Origin of the sequence: Gillisella vitis (assembly GCF_021559775.1) — a bacterium.
Lineage (GTDB): Bacteria > Pseudomonadota > Alphaproteobacteria > Rhizobiales > Rhizobiaceae > Allorhizobium > Allorhizobium ampelinum.
In genome coordinates this window covers 173,725-187,579 of sequence record NZ_CP056049.1, presented here as the reverse complement: position 1 = coordinate 187,579, position 13,855 = coordinate 173,725, and the positions used below count along the sequence as shown (strand labels likewise).

11 protein-coding genes and 1 pseudogene are annotated in these 13,855 nt (G+C 51.8%); 5 read left to right on the top strand and 7 right to left on the bottom strand.

What is annotated here, in order from left to right:
• Window positions 1-501: 501 nt before the first annotated feature.
• The 6 genes from AVCG78_RS22905 to tssI all read right to left on the bottom strand — a co-directional run bounded on the left by AVCG78_RS22905 (window position 502) and on the right by tssI (window position 7,404).
• A complete protein-coding gene (locus tag AVCG78_RS22905; RefSeq protein WP_081355316.1) occupies window positions 502-927 on the bottom strand; it encodes a DUF4150 domain-containing protein in 426 nt (141 codons plus the stop codon).
• Window positions 928-1,002: 75 nt separating this feature from the next.
• Entirely contained in the window at window positions 1,003-2,052 is a 1,050-nt protein-coding gene (locus AVCG78_RS22900) for a DUF2169 family type VI secretion system accessory protein (RefSeq protein ID WP_071206114.1), read from the bottom strand.
• Window positions 2,052-3,518, bottom strand: a complete 1,467-nt coding sequence (locus tag AVCG78_RS22895) for a hypothetical protein (RefSeq protein WP_139191529.1) — start codon at window positions 3,516-3,518, stop codon at window positions 2,052-2,054. Before AVCG78_RS22895 ends, AVCG78_RS22900 begins: the two co-directional genes overlap by 1 nt.
• A gap of 21 nt (window positions 3,519-3,539) precedes the next feature.
• Window positions 3,540-4,322 (bottom strand): hypothetical protein, encoded by a 783-nt coding sequence (locus AVCG78_RS22890; protein ID WP_139191528.1) that lies wholly within the window; start codon window positions 4,320-4,322, stop codon window positions 3,540-3,542.
• A gap of 114 nt (window positions 4,323-4,436) precedes the next feature.
• Window positions 4,437-5,213 carry a hypothetical protein gene (locus AVCG78_RS22885; protein ID WP_143049381.1) on the bottom strand — a complete coding sequence of 259 codons (777 nt, stop codon included), beginning with the start codon at window positions 5,211-5,213 and terminating at the stop codon, window positions 4,437-4,439.
• Window positions 5,214-5,319: 106 nt separating this feature from the next.
• The gene (gene tssI, locus AVCG78_RS22880; protein ID WP_071206109.1) at window positions 5,320-7,404 is read right to left on the bottom strand and encodes a type VI secretion system tip protein TssI/VgrG; all 2,085 of its coding nucleotides are present in this window, start codon (window positions 7,402-7,404) and stop codon (window positions 5,320-5,322) included.
• Window positions 7,405-7,884: 480 nt separating this feature from the next.
• On the opposite strand from tssI, the pseudogene AVCG78_RS22875 reads away from it, so the two are divergent.
• Together AVCG78_RS22875 and AVCG78_RS22870 are read left to right on the top strand one after the other, a co-directional pair.
• Window positions 7,885-8,062, top strand: a pseudogene (locus tag AVCG78_RS22875) (IS6 family transposase); the annotation flags it as partial.
• A gap of 367 nt (window positions 8,063-8,429) precedes the next feature.
• On the top strand, window positions 8,430-9,056 hold the full coding sequence (locus AVCG78_RS22870; protein WP_071206106.1) for a DUF1062 domain-containing protein: 627 nt from the start codon (window positions 8,430-8,432) through the stop codon (window positions 9,054-9,056).
• 563 nt (window positions 9,057-9,619) lie between these two features.
• Here AVCG78_RS22870 and AVCG78_RS22865 read toward each other — a convergent pair.
• On the bottom strand, window positions 9,620-10,345 hold the full coding sequence (locus AVCG78_RS22865) for an NUDIX hydrolase (protein WP_071206105.1): 726 nt from the start codon (window positions 10,343-10,345) through the stop codon (window positions 9,620-9,622).
• Between the two features lie 109 nt (window positions 10,346-10,454).
• Between AVCG78_RS22865 and AVCG78_RS22860 the strand changes: the two genes are divergently transcribed.
• Genes AVCG78_RS22860 through AVCG78_RS22850 form a run of 3 tightly spaced genes read left to right on the top strand, consistent with a single transcriptional unit; the run spans window position 10,455 to window position 13,580 of the window.
• Entirely contained in the window at window positions 10,455-11,480 is a 1,026-nt protein-coding gene (locus AVCG78_RS22860) for a J domain-containing protein (RefSeq protein ID WP_071206103.1), read from the top strand.
• A complete protein-coding gene (locus tag AVCG78_RS22855; RefSeq protein WP_015918602.1) occupies window positions 11,473-12,405 on the top strand; it encodes a hypothetical protein in 933 nt (310 codons plus the stop codon). The genes AVCG78_RS22860 and AVCG78_RS22855 overlap by 8 nt, the downstream gene beginning before the upstream one ends.
• Window positions 12,402-13,580, top strand: a complete 1,179-nt coding sequence (locus tag AVCG78_RS22850) for an adenylosuccinate synthetase (protein WP_071206102.1) — start codon at window positions 12,402-12,404, stop codon at window positions 13,578-13,580. Before AVCG78_RS22855 ends, AVCG78_RS22850 begins: the two co-directional genes overlap by 4 nt.
• Window positions 13,581-13,855: the final 275 nt, after the last annotated feature.

Here is a 13,855-nt window from a genome sequence, read left to right as displayed (position 1 = left end):
TATTGCCGGGTCATCTCCTCTGAGTGTTCTGCATAAGCCAGGTGTTTGACCGGCAATTCCTCCAGCCATTTTCGGCGCTGTGCGATTGCCATGGCTTTCGCTTGCTCCTCACCATATTCGCGTACGGAGAACTTCTCGCGTTTGTGCTCTGTGCGGTTAAGGAGAGATGCTTCCCAAGCTTCGTCCTCTGCCAGTTCGACGTGGCGCACACCTGAGATGCCACTCTTGTTATTCTTGCGGAGCAGAACTGCCTGCTCATGATTGGTGGCAGGCGGCAAAACAGACATGACCGCATCGCGATAGGCTTTCGCCTGATCGAAGCTTGCGTGCGGCGATCCGTAAATGCTGTCCTTGAACAGCCGCACGACCCGGATGCCGCGTCGCCTCAAATCCACCCACCAGCCGCCACCGTGGTTCTCGTTATGCTCCTCACGAAACAGCGCGTAGGTGTCAGCATTAATCGCTGAAGTTGAGTTGGTTACTTTCGACTGGGCCTTCGTATCAGCCATCTCTCCCGCTACCGCCCGTATCAACAAACATCAGCTTACCCAGGGTATTTGACGATCCATCCGGCCCTGAACAGTTCATCTCATAAAGACAATTGTCTTGAATCACCTGATGTCCGTTGACGAAAAAGCTTGTTTTGTTCGATTGCGGCCGGCACCAACCAGTATTGACGCCGGATTGAACACCGCCGCTCGTTCCGGCCTCGTTCCCTGTGACTGTTGAGGTTCTGCTGTTCATCGTAAAGGCCTCATCGCCGCCGAAAGAGACATTTTTGACGGTCCGCTCACTCGCTTCCAGCTTCGATAGGATCATGTAAGGAACCGCCACATCCTTTGATCCACGTGGCGTCAGGCACACATCTGGAGAAAGGCAGACAATCGCGTTATTTTTATTCGTGTAACGGGCAGCACTGTGGCTCATGGTCGCTACTCCTTCAAAACTTTATCTTCACTCACTTGCTGACGAGCAATTGTCTCCAGGATGTTTCGGGAACGGCTATGGCCGGCGTGCGAACAGTTCAATATCCCTGATGTCATCCGGTTCAGCCAATGTCAGACGCCAGGTCATACTAAGGGTATGTCGTTCCTGCACGCCGTCAGCGATATCGCAGTGAACCGTATCCAGATTCAACATGTGCTCGGTAATATCATGAAGGCCTTCGCGTCTAATCTTGATGCCAAGTGCCATTCCCGGCAGCCGAAACACATAAGGCCTTGGATCATGCCGAAACCCTGTGAGCCTGATGGTTTCATCGCCAATCAGATAAGGGGCTGCCTGCATCGGCAGCGGTGCTGCATTCCAATAGGCGAAATCATAATCGAGAGGCATGCGCGGATGGCGCTCTCGAACCCAGGCATCATCGAACGTGCCGGCGAGAGATAGCCGCGGCAGCCAGGATTTTTGAATTGGCCCACAACCGCAGACCGTCATAGATTCAGTTGGACGCTCGGCGGCAAATTCGCCGACAAGCGCAATCTGCGGGGCGGCAACCTCCCGGTTCATCTCCAGCATATAATCGGAAATCAGGCCGCGCCCTATGGGATTATAAGCGTGAGTAGTGTGCTCTTCGTCCGATATCGGTGCGACGCCACCATAAGCTCGTTCATAGGTTAAAGGTACGGACGTCGTCGGCTTTACCGACGAGAGCTGCCACTTTCGCCTCACCGCTCGGATCTGCGGTTCCCAAAACCGCTCCCCGAAAACGTGAAAGCTGTGAGACAACCGTCCATCGACAGCAATCGACACGGGCCAACTATCGATTTCCTTCTCTTCCGGCGAGCGAGCAACGGCATTGAATGTCAGGTCTGTCCTAGGCTTGAATGGCGCCAGATCGCTCTCCTGGCGAAGCGCTGAACGGTTCACGTCTCCATGAAACAGATCGCTGAGTAGAATGTCAGGTTGAGGAGACCGTAGGTCTTCCGCGATACCGCCATCTGAAATGCGCAACCCAGCCTTTACAATCAGAACGGCCATTTCGCGGTCATCGCGACCCCAGTGGCGAAAATAGATGTGCGGGAATGGGAGTTTGGTTTTGATCTCTACCATCACGCGCCGCCGTAATAACGGTCATAGGTAGCAATGACGTAATCCATGCCGTGATAGCTGATCGATGCCTCAATTATCTTCATGAGTGCATCAATCTCTGGCTGAAGCTCTTCCTTATACTTTTTGTAAATATTCGAATAATCGAGAATATCTTTTGTCAGGATTGATCTTGGATCAAGCCACAACATATCTTTTTGAGAAAATTTATTTGGAACATATTTATTATGTAAATAAACTAGTAGCTTATTGGCAAAATCGGTAGCGGATGCTGAGCCATTTAACAGATTGTCCAGATTTGTTATTTCAGGAAATTTCTCTGGTTTCGGAGGTTTTATCAGATTTTGCTCACCGATAGGAAAAAGCTTGGGAAGAAGCTTCCCTTTGGGTGGAACTGCCCATTTCTCGTCAGATTTGCCCGGACTAATACCATCATTGGTCAGAAGCGTGCCAATCGTATGCGGCATGCCGTCCTGTCCAATGGTTCGCTTCGCTAAGCGAAAAATAGCACCGATGATTGGGAGTTTACCGCGATAATTCTCCACGGTTGTCAATATTTCATCGTTAACGGTAAATACATTAATATGTCCATCGGCCGCTGTTGCTGGATTTATCGTATTGGGATGAACGCCAGCCGGGTTGAATACAATTGAGTGAAAGTAGATACCGTTAATTTCGTGATCCAATACGACGCAAACAGCGCTCGCCAAACCACCTCCTAGAGAGTGACCTGATATCTCCAATCTTTTATCTGCTGATGGTATTATTTTATTTGAAGTTATTTTTCTGCCGTAATCTATCGATTTTTTATATTGCGAACTCCCTTTTCCTAGGCCTTGATAAATATTACTTGTCCAATCGCCATTTTCTTTGGCGTAAATATCGAGTTGGATGAAGATCTCCGCATCGATAAACCCTGTGCCCTCTATCGAGCCAGGTGCACGTACCGTACCCGTTTCCTCGTAGATCCTAATCGGCTTGAAACCACGCCTTAGTAAGTCGTCTGGCTTGGTGGCTGGAGCAATTGTTTTGTCCAGAAGAAAAGGGGTGTCGTAAACCGTATACCCATAAATTTTGATCGTCGGAACGATGGCAAGATCGCGCATATCTTCGAAGTCTGTGCCGCGAAACACCAGAGTAGGCGGGCATAAATCCGTTTTCGAATTTGGATCATAGCCTTTCACCTTGAACAATCGTGCGACGAGACCGCTTCCAGTCTGATCAACGAACTCGTCCCATTTTTCCCAATGCGTCTCCACGTCGGCCATCTTTTCGGGGAACTGCGTATGAAATCCATTCGGTGGAGGCGGATCCTTGTAAATGTATTTGGAAAGATAGCAGGCATGGCGCCAACATGTTTTCCAGCTTGCCTTGCCCTTGATCTCTGTCGCGTTGCTGGAATTTTGCGCCTCAGGCGGCGCTGTCACAGGAATCGTTGGTAATTCTGTTACTGTGCTGTCGCTTGTCATCACACCCAGTCCTTACAGCAATCATCGCGCCTGTTTGATCTTATCCACGGGGACTGGCCCGTTAAATAATCTCTCAGTATATTGATCTTCAGTATAATTTGGATTTCGAGCCAAAATTCGAATACAAATTTCTTGGTTTTCTCGGGTAATTTCATCTCCACGCGGTTCATACCCAGATAAACCTCTCATAAAAGATCGAAGCTGTTTCAGTGCAACGCCATTAAAAAGCCCTTCATCGATAAGATGATTTAGTTGCTTCCTTTCCTCTTCTGAATTCATCAAAATTAACTTATCCATTGCACTATTTCCACGTCCATCGGTCGCCCAAGGATCGGCTCCTGCCTTAAGCAAAATTTTAAACCCTTCATAATTTTCAATGAGTGCGACACCCGAAATCAACGGCTCCTTCTCACTCCCCTGTAGTCGCCTATTTGGGTCACCGCCATGTTTGAGGTAAAGCGTGATCAGCTGATTGATGAACGGAAAACCCGCATTGGGATCTGTTGAGTTGCCGGGTAGTGTCAGAACGAATACGAAATCACGTGTTGATCCCGTTGAGGGGCGATCCACCATGTAGGGATCGGCTCCCGCACCCAGCAATGTGTCGATAGCCGCGACATTACGTGCTCCCACAGCATGAAACAGCAGGGTGATTTCCTCGCCATACCGGGCATTGACACCACCGGGCAGGTCTTTCACAGCACTGGCGCTGATTGGCTGACCCCGCTCTATTTTTTGCGCGATACGGTAAACATCTTCGTCATAAGGCTTGAACAGCCTGTCAGCAGTATAAGTCGGCTCCATAAAATACTCCGAAACTGCGTTATACGCCCACCAGGCTCCTAGGGATAAAAGGGTGCAGAAAACAAAACTTATGAAAGCCACACGTCTTGTCATCACACCCAGTCATCCCAGCTATCATTGCGCCTGTTTAACTTTATCCCAAGGGATAGGCCCTTGAAACAAACGGAGTGTGTTTTCATCTGATGGATAATCTGGATTACGTTTCAAAACCCTTATGCCAAGCGATTGGTTATTTAGACTTCTTATATCACCTCGTTGCGAATAAAATGCTATTGACTTGAAGAATACTTGAAGCTTACGTGCCTCAACATTATTAAAGTATCCATTGTTAATTAAGAAATTTACGAATTCATAGGCCGTTGATTCAAATCCCAAGGTCGACATCGCGGTGTATCCATTAATATCTTCTATCCAAGGATCGGCTCCTGCCTTAAGCAAAATTTTAAACCCTTCATAATTTTCAATGAGTGCGACACCCGAAATCAACGGCTCCTTCTCACTCCCCTGTAGTCGCCTATTTGGGTCACCGCCATGTTTGAGGTAAAGCGTGATCAGCTGATTGATGAACGGAAAACCCGCATTGGGATCTGTTGAGTTGCCGGGTAGTGTCAGAACGAATACGAAATCACGTGTTGATCCCGTTGAGGGGCGATCCACCATGTAGGGATCGGCTCCCGCACCCAGCAATGTGTCGATAGCCGCGACATTACGTGCTCCCACAGCATGAAACAGCAGGGTGATTTCCTCGCCATACCGGGCATTGACACCACCGGGCAGGTCTTTCACAGCACTGGCGCTGATTGGCTGACCCCGCTCTATTTTTTGCGCGATACGGTAAACATCTTCGTCATAAGGCTTGAACAGCCTGTCAGCAGTATAAGTCGGCTCCATAAAATACTCCGAAACTGCGTTATACGCCCACCAGGCTCCTGTGGACAAAAGAACGAAAAATAAGAAATTTATGATCGCTGCGCGCCGTGTCATCCTCATTAGCGTCTCAATTGACTTTGACAACATCAGAAACAAGCTTGATAATATCACTTATATTGTTGCTTAATTTTTTGCCATTTATCTGAATCGATCCATCCGAGTTCAACAGAATGATGCTCTGCCCGCATTTGAGTACAATGCGTTTTCCGGCATCGATGACCAATTCTTCTGTGACATCGATATAATAATTGCTCTTTACGTTAACACTTTTGTTTTTCTGAATTAGTTGGGAGTGGTTGTTACCAATGCTCTCGACCTTGTTCTTCTCGATGCTGATCTGCATTGTACCAGAACCTTTGGCCGTCTCGCCATTTTTGCCCAGGCTATAGGCAACGCCACCAATTCCCTCTTTGAGGTCCGACGCATTCTGCGGGGTGTACTTGCCTTTTTGGGTAGGACCAACAGAAATTTCCATATCCCCACCAACCACTTCATAATGGTTATTGGTCACCTCCGTCGCCTTGTTATGTCCCACGCTTTCCACCTTATTGGTGTTGATGCGCTTCGAATAATTGTTCTCGACCTTTATATTCTGGTCTTTTTGAGCATGGATATAGACCTCCTCGCGGTCTTTCTCGTCCTCAAAGGTCAGTTCATTGTAGCCTTTGCCCTTATGTGTGTTCGTCCGAAACACGCTCTTCGTCTTATTCGTTGGCAGATCATAAGGCACAGCGTTTTTGGGGTTCGGCACGACGCCCGTCACCAGCGGCCGGTCCGGATCGCCATCGATGAAAGCAACCATCACTTCCATGCCGATGCGCGGGATGATCTGTCCTCCCCATTGGCCGCCCGCCCAGTTTTGCGCCACCCGCACCCAGCAAGTGTCACTGCCGTCCTTCTTTGCCTTGCGATCCCAGGGATACCAGAGCTTGATGCGCCCGTATTTGTCGGTGTGGATTTCCTCGCCCGATGGCCCTGCAACAATCGCCACCTGCGCACCTTCAATACGCGGGCGCCTGGTCTCCCGGTGCGGCGTTAGCGGAACGCGTGATGGAATGGCCTCAAACGCGTTGGCATATTCCATCTCATTGCTGGCCGTCTCATAGGAGCGGTCCACCACCCGATGCATGATGCGGGTAATCACATGCTCTTCGTATTTATGTTCGGGATGCGGCTCCTCATAGGGCGTGAACCGGCGTCCTGCTTCCAGAAAGCGCACATTGGACTGGCCCGTCACCCGTTCATGATCGGCTTCCGTCGCCTGCGTTCGAAAGGTCTCTGCCACTTCGGCTTCTTTGATATCGGAGATCCGAGCCGGATATTCGTAAAGCTCGCGCTGCTTGGCGCCCGGCATCTGGATCAGTGACGGCGTGACATTCAGTGGCACAGTGCTCGGCGTCTCGAAATTCCAGTCCGCACCGGCGCGCTGGCCGGGAACATAGGAGAATTGCCGCATCCATTCGTTGATATGGTTGCGGTCCGACGAGCCTTGGGCTAATCTGACTTTGTCGACACCTTCTGCCGCAGCCGATGGCTTGCTCCAGGCAACCTTGCTGTCGCTGACCTTCAGGCGATGAACGCCGGTCTCATGTTCAAACCAGTAGAACAACCCGTCCTGCTCGAAGCGGCGCAGTAGGTAATCGAGATCCGTTTCATTCCATTGGACAGAATATTCGCGCGATGGCGGCGTTTTATGCAGGGGCGCGGATGCGGCGGCTGGAATGCCATGCTCGGAAAACAGCGTTTCCATCACCTGGATCGCCGTCATATTCTGCCAGATCCGGCAATCGGACCGGCGCGACAGCAGCCACAGTTGCGGACGGATGGTCAGGGTATAGGACCGCAATCCACGCGTCACTGGCGGGCCTTCGAAAAGGTTTGTCACCAGTCCATTGAATGGTCGGCGCACGCCATCCCCATCCAGTTCGCCCTGGCGGATTTCCAGGGACACATCGACCAGCTTGCCGATCAGTTCTTCCGGCTTCACTGCCTCGCGCTTGGCGCGCACCGACACAGTGATCTCGAACAGACGATTGACGCCCTCATCCACCGTCATCCGCTCCGGCAAAAGCTGGTCTTCACCCAAGGGCGACAACAGTTTCAGCACACGGCTTGCCTGAATGAAATCGGTGGATGACAGAACGTCGTCCATGGAAAGCCCCTCCACTTATCGCGTCATTAAAAACGAATGCAATATTGGCAAGGTGCGAAAATATCCCAATCGCGCCATACGCATGGCGAAAATAGGCCAGCATCCTAAAAGGTCAAGATCTGGGTTGTAGATTTTATTTTGGTTGTGTTTTTACAGGAGTTCGCTTTATTCAGCGGCTTTTCTTGAAAAGGATGCCCAAAACCCCAAGCCGCCCTTGAATCTCAGAGGTCCCGGTCATCCGACAGTGAACTTCGGTGTTTTGCTCGATGATTTGGGTCATTTCACCATAATGAGCATAATGCTCGATAATGCATTATCGGATATAATTATCTTCTTAAAGGTCGTGTGTTTTATACCGATATAGCTCGCATCAACTGCGCGCCAGATTTGGAAACATGCATATGGATTCGCTGCAGGGCCTTGCCGCAAATTTTCTGGTTAACGCTGTGTGGAACATCGTCAGAGAAATTTGCGCTCCCAATGTTGTGGAGCGAGTCGAAGGATGATTTCAAAGGCAGGCATTTAGAGGCATGGCTGCATCGTGCAGGCGTTAGCTTGGTATCTACGTCATCCGCTCAGCTATCGGGATTTGGAAGAGATGGTCCGCGAGCGCGGCTTCGGAGTCGATCATAGCCCGATAAGCCGCTATCTTCTCTCATCATAACGTTGCATAAAAGCCGCAACGCCGCAGCTTTCAGCTTATGGATACGACCAAGAGACTTCAATTCGGGACGATCACTTGTTATCGCTGTTGTCGAAGAGCATTCGCGCATTGAGGTAGACTTTGCCTAAGTAAATACCGGTCTCAATCCAGTTTCACCCGTACTGCCGGATAGCAACATGCTGTCGGCGTATGATTATGTTCATCGGGTGGTGGCAAGAGACCGGTTTGGCATTGTTACAATGTGCCATGTGCAGCTCCGCTGTCTCAGCTCTTCAGCCGCCCAAAACATCGCCACGCCGTGCCCGCAAGGGTTTTCTCATGCACCATCTTGGTGGACTTCCGAACGGAAGACCAAGACGATATGTGCAATACACTTCGGGTCCGATGGACCATTATTCCTCAGACTGCTCCCCAGCCTTGGATTGTGTGCAGCGGATGTGGGGGCCTCAGAGCCTTCCAATCCAGCGGCAAAATCCGGCTCAACGCCAATGGTCGCAAGCTTGATGCGTGGCTTATCTACAAGTGCCTGACCTGCGAAAAGACATGGAACCGGCCAATCTTTGAGCGGCAGAATGTTCGCGACATCGATCCTGTCGTCCTTGAAGCACTACAGTCCAACGATCCACAGTGGATACGGACGGAGACGTTCAACCTCGAAGCTTTGAGGCGCAAGTCGCAGCGCGTTGATGAGTTTTTGGAGTTTCGCATCGAAAAAGCGATTCTGCATGAAGCCGATCATTGGACGAAACTGCAGATAGAACTGGTGGTTCTATTTCCAACCAGCACACGCCTTGATAGTCTGCTGGCATCAGAGTTGAGAATTTCTCGTTCGCGGCTCCAAACGTTTCATGACAGTGGTATGCTTCAGACAAATTCTGACCGCCCCGACGTCCTGCGGCGGCGTATCAAAACTGGTATACAGGTTATCATTGACCTCTCCACCGAGGCCGAACGAGTGAAATTGTGGAGACCTTTAGCGACGCTTTAGCCCGATATAGCCTTATCACGAAGGCCTGAAATTTCGGGCCTTCGTGATTTCAAGTCTCGTTTTCAGCATACGTTCTCGCCTTGTTCTACCTTGCGTTTTTTGAGCGTAGTATCAATCCGACGCCCTCTAAAAGAGTAGGTCCGTTTCTGAGACGGCTCCCATTCCAGCCCACCGATCAAGGTCTTAATTGGTGCTCTTATCTTAAGTACGGCGCTTTTTCGAGAATACGATCTCAAAAAAGGGCTCTGTCGCAAAGTTTTGTCGATGTAGAATGAAATTCTAATATGCCTATGGATCGACATGCTTCGGACCGAATTCTTGCCCGTTTGATGCTGCACGCGGCAGAGGAAGCAGCTATCTAGATTCACCGCCAGAAGACTCCAGGAATGCTTTCCTATATTTTGGACGTTCCGAAAACTTGCGACAGAAACCCATCCACTATATCACGTTAACTTGCGTGGGCCGCCTTGGCAGCACCCGTGTCACCGATAGCCGAGGCCAGCCACTTTGCCAATTGGTCGATATATCGCGCCGCGCGAGCCGACTACTGGCGAATAGCACTGTCACTTAATGGCACGGCGATAACCGGCCTCCCGAGATACAACGCGGTTAAAATTCGCGACTGTGCGGTCTGCTAGTCTCCATAGTTCGGCTGGCCGATATGTGCGGCCAGTGCTCATCTTTCCGGTTTTTTCCACAAACCCTTGGCGCAATACCTGGTCTCGAAAGGTCGTTTTTACGAGCTTTGCACCTGTGACCTGCTGATAGACATGCCTGAGATCATCGATTGTGAATTCTGGCGGGAGCAGGAATGCCGGCAAAGAAGAGTAAGACGATTTGCTCCTCATGCGGGCGATCGCCATCGCTGCGATTTCATTGTGGTCGAAAGCTAGCTTCGGTATCTTGTCGACCGGAAACAGGTCTGACTGCAGCGAGACCGGGATCTGATCCATCTGCACAATGGCGATATAGGCGATCGTTACTGTCCAACCTTCATCCCGATCCAGACCACCAAAACTGTGTAATTGCTCAAGATAGCGCACGTCGATCCCAAGTTTCTCTCGTGCGACCCGCATTGCTCCATCCTCCGGCGAACGGTCCACATTGAGGTGAAGCCGACCACCCACCAGTGCCCGCTGGCCTGTCTGGAGATTCTTGGCCCGCTCCGGCAGAAGTAAATGCAGCCCTTGGTCCTTGAGGGTGAAAATGGCGCAGTCGACCATCACCAGCGGCACTGGATACCCTTCAGCGTCGTGGGCGACTCTCTCGGTGATCAAACTGTCCTCCATTGTTCAACGGCTCCGATAGCCAGCAAAAACAGACTTAGACGGTATTGACGCCTAAGTCCAGAAGGCGCATATCGTAGTTAGACGATTATCTGGTCTAAGGGTTATCGATATGGACACGGCAGATGAGATCTTGGCGATACCGGTGAACGAGCCTGAGCGCCTGTTTCAGGCACCGGATCAAATCACTGGCCAGTATCACAGGCTAGCCAAGCTGTGGCATCCAGACCATGCCGGCGGTCAACGCGATGTGTTTGAACATCTGACGCTGTTGCGGGACGAGGCAAACCTCCACGTCAGCCAAGGCCGCTGGCAAGTGCCCGGTTTGCTTGAGCTCGCTGGTCGCAAGATAAGGTATTTCAAATCATACCCCTTCGAACTCGGAACGGCTTACGTGGGTAACAGCATCATTGCCTACGTGGTGGAAAAGGATTTCCTGTCTTTGGCCCACCGGGCCGAGGCTGCCATCAGAGGGCTGACGTTTGCCAACGATAGAATGGCCACCGAGATGCTCCTGCGGCTGCCACAGATCAAATCAGCCTTTGATACCGATCAGGGTCAGCGTGTTCTGGTGATGGAAAAGCCCGCTGGGCTTGTCCGACTGAGTGATTTGATCTCGCATTTCGGCAGCAAGGTGGACCCACGGCACGTTGCTTGGGTTATGAGCGACCTGCTGAACACAGCTTGTTACCTTGGCTCCTTTCGTCAGCTCGCTCATGCGGGCTTGTGTACTGATACCGTCTTTATCTCCCCGAAAGGACATGTCGCGGTCATCCTTGGCGGTTGGTTCTATTCAACGCCGCTGAATGAGCCTCTGGTTGCGCTTCCAGAGTGGACGGATCAGCTTTTGCCCGCCGCTGCTCGAAATACCGAGCGCGCAAGTGGAGCGATCGATCTCGAACTCATCCGAGGCATCGGAAGGGAAATGCTGGGCGAAACCTCCGGTGTGAGTATCGGCGAAGACAACGCTATTCCGCAGGCTATGCGGGATTGGCTTCAACGTCCTAGCGGTCTCGATGCCAAAGGCGAATACAGAGCTTGGATCAAGGCTCTTGAAGACAGCTTCGGTGCTCGTCGCTTCACCGAACTGTCCGTTAACGCAAGCGATGTTTATGGAAAGGATGCCCACAATGGGTGACGGCCGCTTTGACCCAACTGACTGGGATAGCTTCACAACCAGGACTACGGCAGGCAAAACGCGGGACGCGGTGTTTTCCAGTCGCAGCCTCCATGACAGCCTTAACCCTGCCAAGGCAAAGGGGCTTATGCGGGAATCGCGCGATGGCACAGTTAACCCGTCGTCCAACCCGATCATCATTGGGCTGGATGTGACTGGCTCCATGGGGACGATTCCGGACTATATGGTTCGCGATGGGCTTCCCGCGTTTTTTACCAGCATCTATGAGCGCAAGCCTGTATCCGATCCGCACGTCATGTTCATGGGAATTGGGGACGTGGTATGTGATCGCGCTCCGCTACAGGTTTCGCAATTTGAAGCGGATATTCGCATTGCCGAACAGCTGAAGGATCTCTTTCTGGAAGGCGGCGGCGGTGGTAACTCCAGCGAGTCTTATACTCTGCCGTGGTATTTCGCCGCCATGCACACATCAACTGATGCGTTTGAAAAGCGCGGGAAAAAGGGGTTTCTTTTCACTGTTGGCGATGAAGAAGTCCCTCCTCTGTTGAAGGCTGAGGAAATCGAACGCGTGATGGGCGTTCGCCCCCAAATGGATTACACTGCCGAACAGCTTCTGGACCTTGTGAGCCGTCGGTATCATGTGTTCCACGTCGTGGTTGAGCAGGGCTCTCACTTCCAGAGCTATCCCGACCGCGTCCGCAACAGTTGGCAGTCCGTGCTGGGCCAGCATGTCCTCATGCTTTCCGACTATACGAAGCTCGCGGAAGTCGTTGTTTCGACGATCCAGATCGTCGAAGGCGAGCATGCGGCAGATGTGGCTTCGAGTTGGAGCGGCGATACAGCTTTGGTCGTCCAGAAGGCGACGAAAGGTCTTTCGCCTGCGACCAAAAGCGGAGGCCTACGTTGGTTCGGCGGTAAGAAATGAGCACCGCTTATGCAGTTCTCGGCGCTGGTTGGGGCGATGAGGGCAAGGGCTTGATGACTGATGCCCTGGCCAGCGCTGGAAGCGTTGTCGTGCGGGCCAATGGTGGCGCCCAAGCTGGTCATACGGTCCAGCGTCCGGATGGCACACGCCATGTGTTCCATCATGTAGGCAGCGGTGCCCTTCGGGGTGCCACTACCTACATGTCGCGCTTCTTTATTCATAACCCCCTGCTGCTGCTGCGGGAGTTGTCTGAACTCGACAAGATTGGCGTTCGCCCAAGCTTGTTTGCCGACCCAAACGGGCTGGTGACCACTCCGTGGGATATGATGATCAACCAGATCGCAGAGGAGGCTCGCAATAGCAGGCGACATGGCTCCTGCGGCCTTGGAATCAATGAGACCATCCGACGGAGCGAAAGAGATGGATTCAAGCTTCAGTTCAGCGATCTGGCAAACCTCACAAAGATGGATGAACTCGTCAGACGGATCCAGAAGGAGTGGGTGCCTTCTCGATTAACGGAGCTAGGATTTTTGCCATCTGAGGCCTGGCAAGCGCGGCTTGCCTCTCCGGTTATCGCGGAGCGATTTACGCAGGACGTTGAAGATTTCAGTCGTGTCGTCTGGCCCAATGATGGTACGGTCGCAGCAGTGGCGTCTGCAAGCGACAGGCTCATTTTCGAGGGCGCCCAAGGCTTGTTACTCGATCAGGATCATGCCTTCTTTCCGCATGTCACTCCCTCCAAGACCGGAATTGCCAATCCATCTATCCTTGCGGCGGAATGGGGGGTTGGTGAAATCAAGGCAATCTACATGACACGCGCTTACGCCACACGGCATGGCGCTGGTCCATTTCCACGGGCTACGCCCGAGATGGTCTACCCAGATGCAACGAATATCCCTAACCTTTGGCAGGGCACGTTGAGGTTCGGAGCGCTCGATCTCGATCTGCTGGCCAAAACCATTCTTGAGGACGAAGCTCGGTCTTCAGTGCGGGTCGAGGCGTCTTTCGCAATGACGTGCCTCGATCAGGTCGCCGATCAGGCGGTCTGGTGGCGGAGCAATATTCGGGAAACCGGCGCTGGCAAAGATCTGCTGGAGGCAGCACGTCGTCATTTGCAATGTCCGCTCGCAGGTAAAAGCTTCGGCCCCTGCCGTGAGGACGTCACGTTCGGCTAGGTTCCAATCTGACCGTGATCCACTGTATCTCCGACATCGCTCTCCCGCTGGAGTCACTGAAATCTGTTTTCCTTGTTATGCCGGTTCTGGCATTTCTCTGCACCATCCCGACTTTGGTGGTTTGCTCCGCTGCAAGATCACGGTCTGTCATGAACCGTCAGCACTTAATCCTAGAGACGACGATGTCATATTTCAGGAACATATTGTCAGAATAAAATCGGCCACCACGCAAACGCACCCCATGGATTTGACAGTTTCCCGCCCTACATGGGGAT